The following is a 17942-nucleotide window of genomic DNA, read 5'->3' on the forward strand; positions in this document are numbered from 1 at the left end:
ATAAAAAAATTATAAAGAACCAAGTGTATGAAGACTATTGAACACATAGCAATTTTTACGTCGGGGGGCGATTCCCCGGGGATGAATGCCGCCTTATACGGAATTGTGAAAAAAGCAGAACAAAGTGGTATCAGGTTAAGTGGTATCCGAAAAGGATATGAGGGCCTAATAGATGGCGATTTGGTTCCCTTGGACGCCCACAAATTACAAAAGATGGTACATCGGGGAGGAACACTGTTAAAAACAGCTCGAAGCAAACGTTTTTTAACGCTAGAAGGAAGACAGCGGGCATTGGAAAATCTTCAAAAAAATGAAGTCGATGCTCTGATCGCCATAGGTGGCGATGGAACATTTAAAGGTCTGTTGGCATTTTCAGAAATCTGTGACCTCCCGTTTTTGGGCATTCCCGGCACCATAGACAACGATCTGGCCGGTACCGATTTTACGCTCGGTTTCGATTCTGCCGTAAATACCGCAATTGAAAACATCGATAAGATCAGGGATACCGCAGAAGCTCATAACAGAATATTTCTGATCGAGGTGATGGGTAGGGACTGTGGTTATATCGCCATCCACTCTGGATTGGGTACCGGCGCGGATGCCATTTTGATCCCTGAAAGCGCACATGACTTTATCCAATTGTTGGAAAAGGCGGGAAGTTACGATCGTGAAGAGGCCTTTATCGTAATCGTTTCAGAAGGAGATGAACTCGGGGCCGAGGTGGCAGCCAAAAAGATAAAGGAAATAAACCCTGACGTGGACCTGCGCATTACGAAACTGGGGCATGTGCAACGCGGGGGCAACGCATCCGCTTTTGATAGAATGTTGGGCATACGGCTTGGTGCAGCTGCTGTAGAGGCACTTTTGCGCGGAAGGAAGAATGTCATGGCGGGAATCTTGAACAACGAACTGAGCCTGACCCCATTTGACCGAGTGGTAAAAGAGCATCAAGTGAACGATGAATTGCAGGGCCTATTAAAAATTTTCGGGAACTAAAAATAGAATGAAACGATCGACAACCAACATAGCGATTATTTTCTTGCTGACTGCAGCGACTATTATCTTTGAGATAAGTCTTTCACGCCTGTTCTCATACCTTCTTAGTTTTCATTTCGTGCTCATTATCATTGCTTTTTCCATACTCGGTCTTGGCATTGGCCAGATAACGTATGCCAAGTATTCCGAGAAGATAGATCATTCATTGCTTTGGTGGATGGCACTACCGTCAATCTCAATGTTTTTAAGCTTTACCCTTTTGCTTGTCCTTTCACAAATAGGCGTTTCGTCATCCACGGATTTTGGCCTGCCCATTTTTATACTCTTGTCAACCGTTCCGTTCATAGCCATCGGAATAGTCTATGCCCATATTTTTGAAATGGATAAACGGCATGTGTCAACCTTATACGCCTTAGATCTCATAGGGGCGGCCACAGGCGCACTCGCCTCCATTTTTTTGCTTAATGCATTTGGCTTGGTAGAGGTAGTGGCGATAGCCATAGGCTTACTGTTGCTGGCCCTGATAATAGCGTTGATAACAGTCAAGAACCGTTATTCAAAAATACTGGTCCCCTTAGTGCTGGTCGTTATTTTTTTAATGGGATTTGCAAAGGATGCCCTGAACTTCGATATACCCGTTGCAAAAGACCCGTCCAAGGATTTGTACCGGTTGATGGCCAACCCTGCTTTGAAAAGCGAAAAACTGGAAAGCCGTTGGAGCGCATTTGGCAAGACCGATCTGGTCAAGTTCACGTATCCTGATGGTACGGTGTCCAAATCAATGTTTATCGATGGTGCGGCAGGAACCGATGTAATCTCCATTGACGAGCTTGCCAAGGATACCGTAGAAATGAAAAGGGTGCTGTATGGGTTTCCGGGGATTTTTGCCATGAATTTTTTAAGCGAAAAGGAAAAGGATTCCGTGCTGATAATTGGTCCCGGTGGTGGAATTGATATTGCCGCAACATACTTCATGGGCTTTAAATATATTGAAGCGGCAGAGGTCAACCCCTCCTTTGTGGCACTGATGAAAAAGTACAACCCTTCAACCTTTAATGACAAGGAGAACATAAAGGTACATGTGAACGAGGGAAGAAATTTTGTGGTCGAAAACAAGGGAAAATACGATGCCGTTATGTTGACCATTCCGGTGACCAAAAGTTCAAGGGGCACAGATTTTTACGGACTTACCGAGAACTATCTGTTTACCATGGAGGCACTTGCGGATTATCTGGATGGTTTAACGGAAGACGGTGCCATCTATTTTACGATGCACGGAAGGCAGGAGGTATATAATATGTTGGCGAACTTTTTGGAGCTACAGGAGCGGATGGGGGTAGGTCAATTAGAGGCGTTAAAAAAGGTTTATATCTATTCCAACGAAATGAACCCTGTATTGGTCATTAAAAAGAACCCTTTTGAACAAAAAACAATAGAGGAGGCACATAAAACCGCACACTATTATGGATTGGACAAGGAGCCGTTTTATTTTCCATATATCGAACAAGAAGGTTTGGACACCATCGTACAGAACGTAAATTATAAGTGGTATATGTTCGACGATCTGTTGTATGATATCTCCAAAGGCTCCTATGCGTATGATGAACTTTGGAAAACCGCATCCATAAACTTGAGTCCGGTTTCCGATGATTCCCCCTATTTTTTTAATTACAACAATGGCATACCCGATGCCATGACCACCCCCTTATGGCTTGGTCTGTTCATCGTCGGGTGGTTCATAGTCAACCATGTGAACGGATGGAGATCGGTTTCTTTTTCAGAAAACACCTCTATATACATGCAAAGAAAATTTAGAGCCTGGGCACTTATATCCTTTTTGTTGGGATTCTCATATATACTCATACAAGGGTATCTTTTTCAAATACTCAACTTAAAGCTCTCCAACCCTTCCCAGTCCTTTTCATTATTGCTTTTTACGTTTTTACTGGGCAATGGGGTGGGCAGCCTTTTGACGGGAACTTTCAAAAAAAATCTTTCCCGTAAGCTCATCGTATACTCGGCCTTGATCGTTTTGGTTTCCTTATTGACCGTATATGTACTGCTCCCTATATGGTATAAACAACTATCAGAATTCTGGATAGCCTTATTTTTACTGCTTCCGTCTTTCTTTATAGGGATCCCTTTTCCAGTATTGCTAAAAACGGCCTCCTCGCTGAAAGAGAAGAAAAGCATTCCCTATTTATTAGGTATATCAAGCGTGGCGGGTGTTGCTGCCTCGATCTTTGCCATTGTCATTTCCATCCTGTATGGTTACAGGTTTGTATTCCTGCTCGGCTTGTTCGGATACGGTGTAGTGATAATGCTGGCGTACAGATTAAAAACCCTTAAAATCGTACACACATGAAAAAATGGTCCTTATATATAGGAAGCTACTCAGGAATCAAGGTATTTATCCATTGGACCTTCTGGATCATTATTGGATGGATATTCATGATGCATTTTGAAATGGGACATGGATGGGCCGAAGGCCTGGCAGGCGCCCTCTTTATCCTAACTTTGTTTGCCTGTGTGGTACTGCATGAATTTGGCCATGCGTTAACGGCCAAAAAATATGGTATCCCAACACGTGATATTACGCTCTATCCCATTGGTGGGGTAGCGAGTCTCGATAGAATGCCCGAAAAACCCGCCCAAGAGTTGGCCGTGGCCGTGGCCGGCCCCGCGGTAAATGTCATAATTGCCGGGATTCTCTATATTTTTCTGTTTTCGACCGATCAATTGTTGCCCATCTCGGAAATAGACCATATGAGCGGTGACAATTTTTGGTTCAACATCATGGCCGCCAATGTGATCCTAGCTGTTTTTAATTTGATACCGGCTTTTCCAATGGACGGCGGAAGAGTGTTGAGGGCAGTTTTGGCGTTCAATATGGACAAGCTCAAGGCAACGACCATCGCTGCACGGGTAGGACAATTGCTGGCCATCGTATTTGTATTCCTAGGGTTCTTTTCCAATTTTTGGCTGGTGTTCATCGGCCTGTTCATTTTTTTGGGGGCCGGGGCCGAAGCGGTACAGGAAAGCACGAAATCTGCACTCATCGGATATACCGCAAGTGACGTTTTGATTCAAAAATATACCCGACTATCGCCCATGGAAACCTTGGAAAAAGCAGTACAGTTGTTGCAGAATACCCAGGAACAGGGCTTTGTGGTCGTAGAGAACGATCAGGCAATAGGTGTCCTGACACGAAAGGAACTGATCAAGGGGTTGACCGCATATGGAAATAATTCCCGCGTGTCCGATATAATGCGAAACGACTTCGCAATAGTTGCGCCAAATACGCCCCTACAACAGGTGTATGAAAAGCTCGTGTCCAATAACTCTCAACTTGCCGCGGTCTTGGATAATGGGCAGTTGACAGGTATTGTGACCGTAAAGGGAATTAATGAAATGATAATGGTTACAAAGGGAAGAAAAAAATAATGCAAACACATCAAAACATAAGTGAGCTATTAAGCCCCTACATTCTGGGGGTACTCCTGAGCACGGGTATAGGCCTTATCCTTGGACTGGAAAGGGAATATGACAAGATAAAGGATGAGCAGGGGTTTGCCGGTATTCGAACATTTCCGATTGTTGCCATAATAGGCTTTATGGTGGGCAGTTTGAACGAGACGTATACTCCTTGGCTGGTCATTGTTAGTTTGGCGACCATTATTTTGTTTTTTGCCATCAGCCATTTGTCCATTGTGCAGAAACATTCCATGACCGGTAATACCACAAATCTCGCTTTGATTGCCACATTTGTTCTTGGTGTTATGGTTTCGGGCCATTTGTACAAAGAGTCCATTGCCACTGCTGTAATTGTGGTTACGTTGTTATCGCTCAAGACCACCTTCCGCTCGTTCATTAAGAATATAACGCCCGAAGAACTTTTTGCCTTTATCAAATTTTCAATCATTGCCCTGTTGATATTACCATTTCTGCCCGACAAGGATTATGGGCCTGAAGGCCTACTGAACCCTTTTGAGATCGGGGCAATTATTGTCATTGTCTCCTTTCTGAACTTCATCGGATATTTTTTGGTCAAATACGTTGGGTCAAAAAAAGGAATCTTGTTGACCGCTATTCTGGGTGGTTTGATATCGAGTACGGCAGTTGCTTGGATCTATGCCTCCAGAAGCAAGAAGTCTCCCGAGCTTTCAAAAAAATACGCAGCAGGTATCATCATAGCATCGGCAATCATGTTCCCTAGACTTTCGGTTCTCGCCTATATTTTTAATAGTGCCATCCTAGGCTATTTGGCAATCCCCTTTGCCCTGCTTACGGTGGTCTGTCTGGTAGCTTCCCTGCTTTTGATACGTAAGGATACCGATCAGCCGAACACGGACATTAATTTGGGGAATCCGCTCAATATTTGGAATGCGATCGGTTTTGGCGGCATCTATGTGGCCATCCTGTTTGCGGTTTTCTATGGAAATAAATTTTTTGGAGAAAGTGGTCTGTACTATTCGGCATTGATTGCGGGTCTGGCAGATACCGATGCGATAACCATCAGCATGGCTAAATTTGCCTTATTGGATGAAAAATTGATTTTGGCATCCAATGTCATCATTGCAGCGACCCTGAGCAATATGACCGTGAAATTGGGAATTGCCTTTTTTAAGGGCTCTAAAAAAACAGGGCGACTCGTGGGCTATGCCTTTGGGGCGGTCGTCCTTCTTGGCATCCTTTATATCCTGCTTAATTCTTGGATAAATTGAAATTTTAAAACTAGAAACGAAAATGAAAACAACCGTATTCAGCACCCATAAATTTGAAGATCCCCATTTGCTATCTGCAAATAAAGGCAAACACGAGCTTAACCTACTTGAAGTACGGTTGACCGAAAGCACGGCTTCCTTGGCCCGTGGCACCGAGGCCATTAGTTTGTTTACGAGCGATGATGCCTCGGCGGTAGTACTTGAAAAACTTAAGGACATAGGAATCAAATATATCGCCCTGCGTACCGCTGGATATAACAACGTAGCTGTCGAAAAGGCTGCTGAACTTGGCATAAAAGTAGCCCGTGTCCCAGCCTATTCCCCATATGCCATCGCAGAACACACCATGGCGCTGATACTTGCATTGAACAGAAAACTGATCAGGGCCCACAATAGGGTCAGGGATATGAATTTCTCGCTGAACGGGCTCACCGGGTTCGACCTGAACGGAAAAACTGTCGGGGTAATGGGCACTGGAAAAATTGGGGCTATCCTTGTTAAAATACTTCACGGTTTTGGTTGTAATATTTTGGCCTATGACAACTCTGAAGATGGAGAACTCATCGAAAAGTACGGGATCCGCTATACCGACTGCTCAACAATCTGCCGCCAAGCCGATATCATAAGCCTGCATGTGCCTTTAGTGCCTTCCACCAAACATTTGATCGATGCCAAGCGTATTTCATTGATGAAACCAGGGGTAATGCTTATCAATACCAGCAGGGGTGGCTTGGTGGATACCAAAGCGGTCATTGAAGGTTTAAAAACAGGAAAAGTCGGATACTTTGGGATGGATGTCTATGAGGAAGAGGAAGGACTGTTCTTTGAAGATCATTCGGACGAAATACTACAGGATGATGTCATTGCACGTTTGATGACCTTCAGCAATGTTCTGATAACCAGTCACCAAGCTTTCTTGACCGATACAGCCTTGACCAACATTGCAGATACGACCATACATAACCTTGATAGTTTTGAAAAAGGAACGGTTTCAGGGAATGAAGTAAAAATAAATTAGAACAACTTGTAAAACTTAATAAGGATGAAAAATATACTCGTACCCACCGATTTTTCGGAGAACTGCGACAAAGCCGCTGATTTGGGCATTGAAATGGCTAAACTATACGATGCGGAAATTCATTTCTTTCACTTGATACATACTCCCGTAGACTGGGTAAAACTGGACAAGTTAAAGGAGAAAAGATACCCCAAGACGCTTAGGGAAATCGGGGCGGCCAAATCCGCCTTGCGGGAATTGGAGAAAAAGGCGGAGAAGGAAAATCTAAAATGCCAGACCTTCTTGGAGTATCAGGTTGAGACCAGTAATATTCTAAAACATTCCGGTCATTTCCACCATGATTTTATTATCACGGGCAGCAGTGGTACCAAAGGTACCGTTCGGGAATTATTTGGTAGTAATGTTGAAAAAATTATAAGAAAATCCGATGTGCCCGTAATCGTGGTGAAAGAGGAAGAGGTCTCCTTCCCTTTTAAAAATATAGTTTTTGTCTCTGATTTCATGGAGGATGTAAGTGGTGCTTTCGAGCATGTAATCTCAATCGCAAAAAAATGCAATGCACATATTCGTTTGTTGCGTATCAACACCCAAACGGATACCAATAGCATTACTGCTGGATTGAATCCAATTAAGAAATTCTTGGAAAAGTTTCCTGATTTGAAAAATTATTCGATGTACGTCACTAACGAACCTTCTGTGGAAACGGGAATAAATACGTTCCTAAGACACGAACCTGCGGATCTGATTGCTTTGTCCACCCATGGCAGTACAGGATTTTTAAGCTTGTTTTCCAAAAGTATCGCCGAAGGTGTGGCCAATCATTCCGCACTTCCGGTAATGACGGTTAAAATCTAAAGGCATGAATGTCGTGAACGTCACAAAATATTCGGGCGAATTGGAAGTCTTTGACCTAAACAAGCTTATCGGCTCTTTGCAGCGTTCGCAGGCAACGGTAAAAAAAATTCTCGAAGATTCAGAAGAATTATGCACAACAATTGAAGTAAAGAAACTAAAAATAAGTAAATAAAAATTAATTAATCCTAAAAAAAATACAGATGAAAACAGAAACATTAAAAAAACAGGACAGCATGGACCTAGAGCCATTTTACCAAGCAATTGAAGATGATCCAAGCTTACTGGAAGAAGCCTTTGAAACATTACTGGAGATGGTAAACTCCGAGCCCGGATCCGCCAAGAAACTAGCCCTTCTTATCAAAGAGGACTTTCACGATCTGTACAAGGAAATAGCGGAGCTATGCAAACCGGACCAAGATAAAGGGAACACACCTTCCTGTTGTGGGGGACTTTAAAATTTGATAAATGATCAAGACCTCAAAAACCGATTGGATCCATTGAATGGGTGTGTTAGCACATGAAGTCAAGAACGGGAGTACAGTAAATCGGTAAAATAATAGTGATTCTTTCTTTATACAATAAAGAGAATTTAGAAGATCCGTTAGAATTATTTATGACCTAATAAACTGTAAAAAAAATGAAAAATAACAAAGTAAACATTCACTTATTAGGAGATGCAGGAACGGTTACCGGTTCAAAGTATATGATGGAATCCACCAAAAAGGAAATTCCCATTGAATGTGGTCATCATTACAACGGTATCCTCTTGGCCTCCAACTTTTTAGGATTGAAGGTAAACGACAAGCCGCTGGTGTTTTGGGGCGATATTTGCCACACCGAAGAACCATTCCCGTACTCGCCCCAAAAACCTATAAAAGATACTTATGGCTGGGAAGCTGAAGTACCACAGCCTTACGACATTAAATGGTTGGAATTAAAACCACCAATCAGAATTGTGTACAACGTAAAGGAAAGAATCAGCATCAACTAAGTTGTTCGATTTTATAAAAATATATACTTAGAAAAAAGAAATACAAAAATTATGAAAATCCAAAAAATTGAAGCGATCGAAATACTCGATTCAAGAGGGAACCCTACCGTAGAAGTGAATCTAAAGTTGGAAGATGGAACTACCTCCCGTGCCATGGTCCCAAGTGGCGCATCAACCGGAGAAAGGGAAGCCACCGAATTAAGAGATGGCGATAAAAAACGTTATGGAGGAAAAGGCGTTTTGAAGGCAGTTGAGAATGTAAATACTGTAATTGCGAAAGCCATTAAAGATAAAAGTATCCATACACAAAGAGAGCTTGACTATTTATTGATAGAACTGGATGGAACAAAAAACAAAGCCAAACTAGGTGCAAATGCAATACTTGGTGTTTCTATGGCCTATGCGCGAGCAAAAGCCCAGAGTGCTAAAATCCCGTTATATGAGTGCTTGGGAGGAAGCAATGCCCACATAATGCCCGTACCTTGTATGAATGTCATAAACGGCGGCAAACATGCGGACAATACATTGGATTTTCAAGAATTCATGATCGCACCTCATAAGGCGCCGTCATTTAGAGAAGCCATACGTATGGGCGAAGAAGTGTTCCATTCCTTAAAAAATGTGTTAAAAACCAAAGGTTTAAGCACTGGAGTTGGTGACGAAGGTGGATTTGCCCCCGATTTAAAATCAAATGAACAGGCTGTCGAAATGATTTTAGAAGGAATTCATAAAGCTGGTTATAAACCGGGAATAGATGTAAGTATTTGTCTTGACCCCGCTGCCAGTGAAATGTGGGAAAATGGAATGTATAAATTTTTTAAAAGTTCCCAAAAGTTAGTTTCAAGCGATGAAATGGTAAAGCTTTGGGAAAGTTGGACAACTCAATATCCTATTGTCTTGCTTGAGGATGGTTTAGCTGAAAATGACTGGGAAGGTTGGAAAAACTTAACGGATATATTAGGCGATAAAATTGAAATTGTAGGCGATGACTTGTTCTGCACCAATAAATCGATTTTAGAAAAAGGTATCGAAAAAGGGGTGGCAAACTCGATCCTGATCAAATTGAATCAAATAGGAACCGTAACCGAAACGCTTGAAACAACCGAGCTTGCTTATAAAAATTCATACAATTGTTTTGTATCGCATAGGAGCGGCGAAACAGTAGATAGTTTTATTGCGGATTTAACCGTTGCCCTAAACGCGGGACATTTAAAAACAGGAAGCGGTTGCCGTGGAGAGCGTATTGAAAAATTCAATCAACTTATGCGTATTGAAAATGAATTGGGCAAATCATCACAATTTGCCGGTTTGAAAGCATTTAAGAATGCCAAATAACACCTGACGAATAGTAGGGCTAATGATACATTTTCCACTTTTGAAGGCATGAGCAGTACCGATGACAATAGCATATTATATGCCATATCTTCCAAAAACGGAGTTAAAGGCACTTTGGTAGATGTATATGGAGTATGTGCCGAGAACATCTCGGAAGCAATGCGGAAAAAAATGCGATAATATAGAATCAAAAAATCATGAAAACCCAAACCTTTGAAACTAAAATAAGCCCCTATGCTGGAAAACCGGCTACGGAAGAAATGCTTGTCGATGTACCAAAGTTGGTTTCGGCATATTACGCTGTAATTCCGGACCCGAACATTCCTGAACAGCGGGTGGCCTTCGGTACATCGGGACATCGTGGTTCCTCGTTCAACACTTCATTTAATGAATGGCATATACTTGCGATAACTCAGGCTATTTGTATATACCGGCAGCAACAAAATATCGATGGGCCGCTATTTCTGGGCATAGATACCCATGCACTTTCTGAGCCTGCAAGTACCAGTGCCCTTGAAGTGCTCGCGGCAAATGGAGTGGAAGTAATGATGGCCGAAGGAGACGAATATACGCCAACGCCGGCCGTGTCCTTGGCTATTCTCAATTACAATCGCAATAGAAAAACGGGACTAGCGGACGGAATTATTATTACACCATCGCACAATCCGCCAAAGGATGGGGGCTTAAAATACAATCCGCCGAATGGTGGCGCGTCCGGTACCACGATTACCAACTGGATACAGGATAAAACGAATAAATTTCTTGCCAAAAATCTTTCGGGTGTAAAAAGAATTTCCTACGATAAAGCCTTACATGCGTCCACCACGCACCGGTATGATTATCTCAATTTCTATGTGGAAGAATTGAATGCCGTCCTTGATTTTGATGCCATCCGTGGCGCCAAAATTAACATGGCGGTTGACCCCCTTGGCGGGGCCGGTGTCCATTACTGGCCGGCCATTGCCGATAAATACATGATCGACTTGACGATTGTGAACAAAACCGTTGACCCAACTTTTCGTTTTATGACAGTTGATTGGGACGGACAAATTCGGATGGACCCTTCCTCGCCCTATGCGATGCAAAGCCTATTAAAAAGAAAAAACGATTTCGATATTACGTTTGCCTGTGATACGGACCATGACCGGCACGGCATCGCTACACCAAAGACGGGCTTACTTTCCCCCAATCACTATTTATCTGTGGCAATTTTCTATTTGTTTCAAAACCGCCCGGGCTGGCCAACACGATCGGCAGTTGGTAAAACGGTCGTGACCAGCCAGATGATCGACGGCATCGTGAAAAAGCTTGGAAGAAAATTATATGAGGTTCCCGTAGGTTACAAATGGTTCGAGGAAGGGCTGTTGGATGGTTCACTTGGTTTTGGCGGAGAGGAAAGTGCCGGTGCCTCTTTTTTGCGAAAAGATGGAAGTGTATGGACGACGGATAAGGACGGATTTATTCCGGCCCTGCTATCAGCTGAAATAACGGCTCGCATGGGCAAGGATCCCGGTGAGATCTATGAAGGACTCACCGCAGAATTGGGACAATCGTATTATGACAGGTCCGAAGCACCCGCCACATCGAAACAAAAGCAAATACTCAAACAACTTTCTGCAGATCGGATAAAGGGTGAAGTACTTGCCGGAGAAAAAATTACAGTGATACTGACTAGCGCCACGGGCAATAAACAACCCATTGGAGGATTGAAAGTAGAAACAGAAAATGGGTGGTTTGCCGCCCGCCCTTCTGGAACAGAAAATATTTATAAGATTTATGCAGAAAGTTTTGTTGGTAAAGAACACCTTGAAACCATTATCGGCGAAGCACAAAATATCGTTAACAGTGCATTAAAGAATGTCGAATAAAAAAATGAGTCATAAACTTAAAATAAAACATAAAAAATGATCGATTTAGATACAATTTCTACCATACCACCCGAAAACATTTCAAAAAACGAGGGCAAGAATGGTTTGGTTCATTTACGCAAAGAGCTTTTTGAACTTCAGAACAAGTTTTATGCCGATGGGCGTTTTGGCCTGCTTATTATCCTGCAAGGTATGGACACCGCGGGCAAGGACGGCACTATCCGTCATGCTTTAAGTAGTATGAATCCGCAAGGCGTTCAAGTAAAATCGTTTAAAAAACCGACTGAGGAAGAGTTGAAACACGACTTTTTGTGGCGGGCCTACCCGCACATTCCCCCCAAGGGTATGATCCAGGTCTTTAACCGTTCCTATTACGAAGACTTACTTATGCCTATGGTAGGTAATACACTACCAGAGGAAGTACTAGCCCACCGCTGCAAGCTTATCAAATACCTGGAGCAGCATTTAAGATTGAGCAACATTCACGTACTTAAATTTTTTCTACATATCTCTAAAGAAGAACAGAAAGCGCGCATTGAGGAACGTCTGTCAAAACCCCATAAACGTTGGAAATACAGTGTAGAAGATGAAAAGGCGGCCAAACAATGGGATGCCTATAGAGCTGCCTATAATAGGGCAATGAACAACTGCGATGATCCTTCTTGGCATATTATACCAGCAGATAAACGTTGGTACCGCAACTATAACGTTGCCAATATACTTACAGAACACCTTAAAAAGCATAATCTAAAATACCCTATAAATTAAAAATAGCATACTATGAACAATAACAAAGATCACAAGGACAAAAAAATGGACCATTCGAAGATGGATCATTCAAAGATGGACCACTCGAAAATGGAAGACCCAAAATCGGACGACCATAGTAAGATGGACCACAGTAAAATGAATCACTCCAATATGGACCATTCAAAAATGAAACACGGAAACGGAGACCATTCCGGTCATGACGGCAACGCACCAATGGGAATGGCAGGGCACGACCACCATAAAATGATGGTGAAGGATTTTAGAAAACGGTTCTGGGTATCGTTGATAATTACCATCCCGATCCTCTTCTTTTCACCCATGATCCAAGAGTTTTTTGGTTATGATTTTCTACTTCCCGGCAATCCATATTACCTATTTGCGCTCTCTACCTTTGTCTATTTTTGGGGCGCATGGCCATTTTTAAAAGGCTTTTATGGTGAAATGAAAACCAAGGGTGCCGGTATGATGACGCTCATATCCATGGCGATCAGTGTCGCTTATTTTTACAGTACCGCTACGGTTTTCGGACTGGAAGGCGAAGATTTCTTCTGGGAATTAAGTACACTTATTGTGATTATGCTCTTGGGGCACTGGTTGGAAATGAAATCGGTCTTAGGAGCTTCAAAAGCATTACAACTATTGGTAAGTATGCTACCTTCCGAAGCACATAAAGTCGTTGGGGATACCATTCAGGACGTTAAGCTGGACGACCTTATAAAAGATGATATCATCCTGATTAAACCAGGAGAAAAAATTCCAGCAGATGGTGTGATAACAGAAGGCTCAAGTTACCTTAATGAATCTATGCTTACTGGAGAGTCCAAACCGGTTAAAAAGGGACTGGATGACAAGGTCATTGGTGGTGCCATAAACGGCAATAGCACCCTAAAAGTGAAGGTAGTGCATACAGGCAAGGACAGTTACTTGAACAAGGTCATCAAGATGGTCGACGAAGCACAGCGCACGAAGTCCAAAATGCAGAACCTTTCCGATAGGGCCGCAAAATGGTTGACCTATATTGCGCTCATTATCGGTTTTGGCACCCTAGCAGTTTGGTTGATTTTGGGCTTCCCATTTGTCTTCGCATTGGAAAGAATGGTTACCGTTATGGTCATCGCCTGTCCGCACGCATTGGGTCTTGCCATTCCTTTGGTAGTGGCCATTTCTACTGCGGTATCTGCCCAAAATGGCTTGTTGATCCGTAACAGAACTGCCTTTGAAGAATCACGCAAAATATCGGCATTGCTCTTTGACAAGACAGGAACCTTGACCAAAGGCGATTTTGGGGTTACCCGAATAGAATCGGTAGATGAAAAATACTCCACGGATGAAGTCTTACGGCTTGCCAGTGCCCTGGAACAAAGCTCCGAACATCCTATTGCCGTAGGTATCATTAAAAAGGTAAAAGCCGATAAGGTGACTATTCCAAAACCTGAAAAATTCAATGCCATTACCGGAAAAGGCGTAGAGGCCAATGTAGAAGGCAAACAGGTAAAAGTAGTAAGTCCAGGCTATCTGCGTGACGAAAAGATTGCCATTCCAGATGATGCCTATAGTGATGCCGCCGAAACCGTGGTATTCGTATTGATAGAAGGAAAATTGGCAGGTTATATCGCACTCTCCGATGAGATCAGACCAGAATCGGCAGATGCTATAAAAACTTTTAAAAAGAATAATATCAAGGTATATATGGCCACTGGTGACAATGAAAAAACCGCCAAGGCTGTTAGCGATAAATTAGGTCTGGACGGTTATTATGCCGAAGTGCTGCCCCATCAAAAAGTGGAAATTGTAAAAGACTTACAGGATAAGGAGGAATTTGTAGCTATGACGGGTGATGGGGTAAATGATGCGCCTGCATTGGCACAGGCCAATGTTGGAGTTGCTGTTGGTTCTGGTTCTGATATTGCTGCCGAGACCGCAGACATTATTTTGGTCAACAGTAATCCAAAGGATATTGCCAACCTCATATTGTTCGGGAAAGCAACTTACAATAAGATGATCCAGAACCTGATATGGGCCACCGGGTATAATGTGGTTGCCATTCCTCTAGCTGCGGGCGTTTTCTATGCCTCAGGTTTTGTGCTGGGGCCAGCTATAGCAGCTGTATTTATGAGCTTGAGCACAATCATTGTAGCCATTAATGCCCAATTGTTGAAAAGAAAAATCGCTAAAAAATAATGGACAAAAAGGAAAAGCTCCACAGGATATATTTAGTATTGTTGAGTTTATTTGTGGTAATGCTCGGGTACGGTATTTTACTGCCTACCCTTCCGTATTACACGGAAAGGCTGGCTCTAAAAGACAACCTGGATACGGACCTTATCAACTTCCATATCGGAATGTTGACCAGTATTTATCCGTTGTTCCAGCTCTTGTTCGTTATCGTCTGGGGCAAGCTTTCCGATAAATACGGACGTAAACCCATAATACTATTGGGGCTTGTAGGTTTTGTCGTGATGAACTTGCTAACGGGTCTTGCCACTTCCCTGTCGATGCTCTATATGGCCCGTATCATAGGGGGCATCTTTACGTCAGCGGTCATTCCGGTCAGTAATGCCTATTTAAGTGATATTACCTCAGAAAAGCGAAGGACCAAAATAATGGCCTGGTCCGGGGTCGCTATCAGTTCCGGTGTGATATTCGGCCCTGTTCTGGGGGGATTTCTGTCGCAAACGAACCTACACTATACATACTCTTTTGGAGTGTTCCACTTAGACCGTTTTTCGGTTCCCTTTATTTTGGCCGCTCTTTTGGGCTTTGTGGTATTGCTGATAATTGTAAAATGGCTGAAGAATACGGAAGTAAAAAGTCGTATTGCTTCTGAGGCAGTCAAATTCAGTTTTTCCCTTAGTAACTATTTTATCATTTTGTTGCTCTTATCCTTTGTGATGCAGTTCGTGGTTACCCTGTTTGAGACCGTGTTTTCAATTTATGGGAAGGATGAGTTGGCCTTTACAACCAATCAGGTGGGTATTGGTTTTATGCTTTGTGGTTCCGTGATGGCCGTTTTGCAACCGGTATTCGCAACCTATGGCGAAAAAATATTGACCTCTAAACAGCAAATAACATTGGGGTTATTGATATCGGGTGTTTCGTTAATCGTCTTCCCTTTTGTGAGTGGTGTACTATACATTTATGTTACTATTATAATTTTCGCAGCCGGGGGAGCCATGGTGACACCAAACCTGCTTTCGGCAGTTTCCTTAATATCCAAGGAAAACACGGGAAGGAATATATCCATTCAAAGTTCCACGAACAGTATCGGTCAAATTTTGGGTCCGGTATTGGGGACTTGGCTGATTGCCGGAGGGTTTTATTATCCTTTCATCATTGCCGGAGTAACCGTTTTGGTTTCTATGGGATTGGTTTATTTCTTGAAGCGACCAAATGAAGGGATTGACGGGCCTTTATTGGCCGACCAGCATAAAAAACTGTAATGATGGATCATTGAACCGGTACACCAACACGAACAGGGCCTAAATAAAAAAAGGCGGATGTATGAAAATCAAAATGCCTACAATGTATTTATAAAAGAATCAAAAGATGGGTAATAAAAATATAAAGTATTCTAAACATAGCACATCATCTGGAATGCTATTTTGTTAATTAAAAAAAGTGAATTATGTCAAAAAAAGTTGCAGACCTATTGGTAGAAAACCTCGTGAATGCAGGTGTTAAAAGATTGTATGCCGTAACCGGTGATAGTTTGAACCCCATAAACGATGCGGTAAGGCGGGACGGCAGGATCAGGTGGATTCACGTTCGCCACGAAGAGGCAGGCGCCTATGCCGCCTCTATGGATGCAGAACTCGATGGTATAGGCTGTTGTATGGGCAGTAGCGGCCCAGGCCACGTACATCTGATCAACGGGCTATATGATGCCAATAGGTCCGGAAACCCCGTGATCGCGATTGCCTCCACGATTAATACCGATAAACTGGGTACGGATAATTTTCAGGAGACCAACGTGGTCAAATTATTTGACGATTGCAGTATATATTGTTTTATGGCCAATACCCCGCAGCAAGCCGCACATGCTTTTCAAACGGGTATTCAGCATGCGATCGAAAAACGTGGCGTTGCGGTGGTGGGGCTTCCAGGGGATGTGGCCGCCGCAGATGCACAGGAAATCACCACGTCACATAAAAACTACTATACAAGTGCCCGGCTCATCCCAGGGAAATTGGAAATGGAAGAATTGGCCCAGGTAATCGATTCCCATAAGAAAATCATGCTGTTCTGCGGCTATGGGTGCAAGGATGCCCAAGGGGAAGTCATGCAATTATCCGAAAAACTGCAGGCTCCCATGGGCTTCAGTTTTCGTGGAAAAATATTCTTTGACAAGTCCAGCAATCCTTTTGCCGTGGGACTCAACGGCCTATTGGGGAATAAATCCGGATTTAAGGCCATGCAGGAGGCCGATTTGTTGCTATTACTGGGTACCGATTTTCCTTACTCCGACTTTTTGCCGGAGAAAAATACAATCATCCAAATAGACGACAAACCGCAACGTATCGGGAGGCGCGCTAAAGTGGATTATGGCTATGCCGGAAAAATAAAGGACACCATAGAAGCCTTGCTGCCCATGATAGAGGAAAAAACCGATAAGGATTTTTTAAATGAAATGCGTAAACTCCACGAACAACAAGAAGAAAAATACGCCTCTTACGTAAAAGCCAAATCCAGTGAAAAAAACATACATCCTGAATTTGTGGCAGCGGTAGTTGATGAAGTGGCGGCAGACGATGCCATCTTTACCGTGGATACCGGCATGTCCGCAGTTTGGGCGGCACGCTATTTAAAAGGCCGGCGAGACCGCTACCTTACCGGCTCGTTCAACCATGGCTCCATGGCAAACGCCATGCCCATGGCCATTGGTGCCGGGCTTTCAAGACCAGACCGGCAAGTTATCGCCTTATGCGGCGATGGGGGCATAAGCATGCTTTTGGGCGATCTAATGACCATAAGCCAATATGATATACCGGTAAAAATTGTCGTTTTTAACAATCGGTCGCTGGGAATGGTTAAACTGGAAATGAATGTGGCCGGCTACCCAGATTGGCAAACCGATATGGAAAATCCTGATTTTGCCCAGGTGGCGCAGGCGATGAACATAGCATCTTGGAACGTGGAACAATGTGAAAATGTAGAACCCACATTAAAAAAAGCCTTTGCACACAAGGGACCTGCACTGATCAATATTTTTACAGATCCCGAAGCCCTGGCCATGCCGCCCAAAGTGAGTTTTGAACAGGTAAAGGGCTTTGCAACAAGCATGGGCAAGATGATGCTGAACGGCCAAAGTGCCGAGGTAATAGACACGGCAAAATCCAATCTTAAATATTTAAGGGAATTGTTTTAGATATAAAAACTGGGGAAGC

At 43.2% G+C, this 17942-nt stretch carries 16 protein-coding genes; all 16 read left to right on the forward strand.

Annotated features, from left to right (window positions below):
- The first annotated feature begins 27 nt into the window (after nucleotides 1–27).
- The 16 genes from GVT53_RS12360 to GVT53_RS12435 all read left to right on the forward strand — a co-directional run bounded on the left by GVT53_RS12360 (nucleotide 28) and on the right by GVT53_RS12435 (nucleotide 17923).
- On the forward strand, nucleotides 28–996 hold the full coding sequence (locus GVT53_RS12360) for a 6-phosphofructokinase (RefSeq protein WP_119648263.1): 969 nt from the start codon (nucleotides 28–30) through the stop codon (nucleotides 994–996).
- A gap of 7 nt (nucleotides 997–1003) precedes the next feature.
- Nucleotides 1004–3361 (forward strand): hypothetical protein, encoded by a 2358-nt coding sequence (locus GVT53_RS12365; RefSeq protein WP_166248873.1) that lies wholly within the window; start codon nucleotides 1004–1006, stop codon nucleotides 3359–3361.
- On the forward strand, nucleotides 3358–4440 hold the full coding sequence (locus tag GVT53_RS12370) for a site-2 protease family protein (protein WP_119648261.1): 1083 nt from the start codon (nucleotides 3358–3360) through the stop codon (nucleotides 4438–4440). The genes GVT53_RS12365 and GVT53_RS12370 overlap by 4 nt, the downstream gene beginning before the upstream one ends.
- Entirely contained in the window at nucleotides 4440–5720 is a 1281-nt protein-coding gene (locus GVT53_RS12375; RefSeq protein ID WP_240905002.1) for an MgtC/SapB family protein, read from the forward strand. The genes GVT53_RS12370 and GVT53_RS12375 overlap by 1 nt, the downstream gene beginning before the upstream one ends.
- A 22-nt stretch (nucleotides 5721–5742) precedes the next feature.
- Nucleotides 5743–6738 (forward strand): 2-hydroxyacid dehydrogenase, encoded by a 996-nt coding sequence (locus GVT53_RS12380; RefSeq protein WP_166248874.1) that lies wholly within the window; start codon nucleotides 5743–5745, stop codon nucleotides 6736–6738.
- Between the two features lie 24 nt (nucleotides 6739–6762).
- Nucleotides 6763–7593: a universal stress protein gene (locus GVT53_RS12385; protein ID WP_166248875.1), complete on the forward strand. Its 831-nt coding sequence runs from the start codon at nucleotides 6763–6765 to the stop codon at nucleotides 7591–7593.
- A 4-nt stretch (nucleotides 7594–7597) separates the two neighbouring features.
- Nucleotides 7598–7765 (forward strand): hypothetical protein, encoded by a 168-nt coding sequence (locus GVT53_RS12390; protein ID WP_166248876.1) that lies wholly within the window; start codon nucleotides 7598–7600, stop codon nucleotides 7763–7765.
- A gap of 28 nt (nucleotides 7766–7793) precedes the next feature.
- On the forward strand, nucleotides 7794–8048 hold the full coding sequence (locus GVT53_RS12395) for a hypothetical protein (protein ID WP_166248877.1): 255 nt from the start codon (nucleotides 7794–7796) through the stop codon (nucleotides 8046–8048).
- Between the two features lie 182 nt (nucleotides 8049–8230).
- A complete protein-coding gene (locus GVT53_RS12400) occupies nucleotides 8231–8584 on the forward strand; it encodes a hypothetical protein (RefSeq protein WP_166248878.1) in 354 nt (117 codons plus the stop codon).
- Between the two features lie 51 nt (nucleotides 8585–8635).
- Entirely contained in the window at nucleotides 8636–9919 is a 1284-nt protein-coding gene (eno, locus tag GVT53_RS12405; RefSeq protein WP_166248879.1) for a phosphopyruvate hydratase, read from the forward strand.
- 48 nt (nucleotides 9920–9967) lie between these two features.
- Nucleotides 9968–10099 carry a hypothetical protein gene (locus GVT53_RS21160; RefSeq protein ID WP_258537697.1) on the forward strand — a complete coding sequence of 44 codons (132 nt, stop codon included), beginning with the start codon at nucleotides 9968–9970 and terminating at the stop codon, nucleotides 10097–10099.
- A gap of 17 nt (nucleotides 10100–10116) precedes the next feature.
- Nucleotides 10117–11787: a phosphoglucomutase (alpha-D-glucose-1,6-bisphosphate-dependent) gene (gene pgm / locus GVT53_RS12415; protein WP_166248880.1), complete on the forward strand. Its 1671-nt coding sequence runs from the start codon at nucleotides 10117–10119 to the stop codon at nucleotides 11785–11787.
- A 36-nt stretch (nucleotides 11788–11823) separates the two neighbouring features.
- On the forward strand, nucleotides 11824–12555 hold the full coding sequence (locus GVT53_RS12420; RefSeq protein ID WP_166248881.1) for a PPK2 family polyphosphate kinase: 732 nt from the start codon (nucleotides 11824–11826) through the stop codon (nucleotides 12553–12555).
- A gap of 60 nt (nucleotides 12556–12615) precedes the next feature.
- Nucleotides 12616–14739, forward strand: coding sequence for a copper-translocating P-type ATPase (locus tag GVT53_RS12425; RefSeq protein WP_417941834.1), 2124 nt, complete (start codon nucleotides 12616–12618; stop codon nucleotides 14737–14739).
- The gene (locus GVT53_RS12430) at nucleotides 14739–15998 is read left to right on the forward strand and encodes an MFS transporter (RefSeq protein WP_166248882.1); all 1260 of its coding nucleotides are present in this window, start codon (nucleotides 14739–14741) and stop codon (nucleotides 15996–15998) included. The genes GVT53_RS12425 and GVT53_RS12430 overlap by 1 nt, the downstream gene beginning before the upstream one ends.
- 185 nt (nucleotides 15999–16183) lie before the next feature.
- A complete protein-coding gene (locus GVT53_RS12435) occupies nucleotides 16184–17923 on the forward strand; it encodes a thiamine pyrophosphate-dependent enzyme (RefSeq protein ID WP_119648644.1) in 1740 nt (579 codons plus the stop codon).
- Nucleotides 17924–17942: the final 19 nt, after the last annotated feature.

The sequence above is a fragment of the Flagellimonas oceani genome (genome assembly GCF_011068285.1).
Taxonomy (GTDB): Bacteria; Bacteroidota; Bacteroidia; order Flavobacteriales; family Flavobacteriaceae; genus Flagellimonas; species Flagellimonas oceani.

Coding starts and splice junctions, on each gene's coding strand:
- GVT53_RS12360 (WP_119648263.1), top strand. CDS start 28: ATGAAGACTATTGAACACATAGCAATTTTTACGTCGGGGGGCGATTCC.
- GVT53_RS12365 (WP_166248873.1), top strand. CDS start 1,004: ATGAAACGATCGACAACCAACATAGCGATTATTTTCTTGCTGACTGCA.
- GVT53_RS12370 (WP_119648261.1), top strand. CDS start 3,358: ATGAAAAAATGGTCCTTATATATAGGAAGCTACTCAGGAATCAAGGTA.
- GVT53_RS12375 (WP_240905002.1), top strand. CDS start 4,440: ATGCAAACACATCAAAACATAAGTGAGCTATTAAGCCCCTACATTCTG.
- GVT53_RS12380 (WP_166248874.1), top strand. CDS start 5,743: ATGAAAACAACCGTATTCAGCACCCATAAATTTGAAGATCCCCATTTG.
- GVT53_RS12385 (WP_166248875.1), top strand. CDS start 6,763: ATGAAAAATATACTCGTACCCACCGATTTTTCGGAGAACTGCGACAAA.
- GVT53_RS12390 (WP_166248876.1), top strand. CDS start 7,598: ATGAATGTCGTGAACGTCACAAAATATTCGGGCGAATTGGAAGTCTTT.
- GVT53_RS12395 (WP_166248877.1), top strand. CDS start 7,794: ATGAAAACAGAAACATTAAAAAAACAGGACAGCATGGACCTAGAGCCA.
- GVT53_RS12400 (WP_166248878.1), top strand. CDS start 8,231: ATGAAAAATAACAAAGTAAACATTCACTTATTAGGAGATGCAGGAACG.
- eno (WP_166248879.1), top strand. CDS start 8,636: ATGAAAATCCAAAAAATTGAAGCGATCGAAATACTCGATTCAAGAGGG.
- GVT53_RS21160 (WP_258537697.1), top strand. CDS start 9,968: ATGAGCAGTACCGATGACAATAGCATATTATATGCCATATCTTCCAAA.
- pgm (WP_166248880.1), top strand. CDS start 10,117: ATGAAAACCCAAACCTTTGAAACTAAAATAAGCCCCTATGCTGGAAAA.
- GVT53_RS12420 (WP_166248881.1), top strand. CDS start 11,824: ATGATCGATTTAGATACAATTTCTACCATACCACCCGAAAACATTTCA.
- GVT53_RS12425 (WP_417941834.1), top strand. CDS start 12,616: ATGGATCATTCAAAGATGGACCACTCGAAAATGGAAGACCCAAAATCG.
- GVT53_RS12430 (WP_166248882.1), top strand. CDS start 14,739: ATGGACAAAAAGGAAAAGCTCCACAGGATATATTTAGTATTGTTGAGT.
- GVT53_RS12435 (WP_119648644.1), top strand. CDS start 16,184: ATGTCAAAAAAAGTTGCAGACCTATTGGTAGAAAACCTCGTGAATGCA.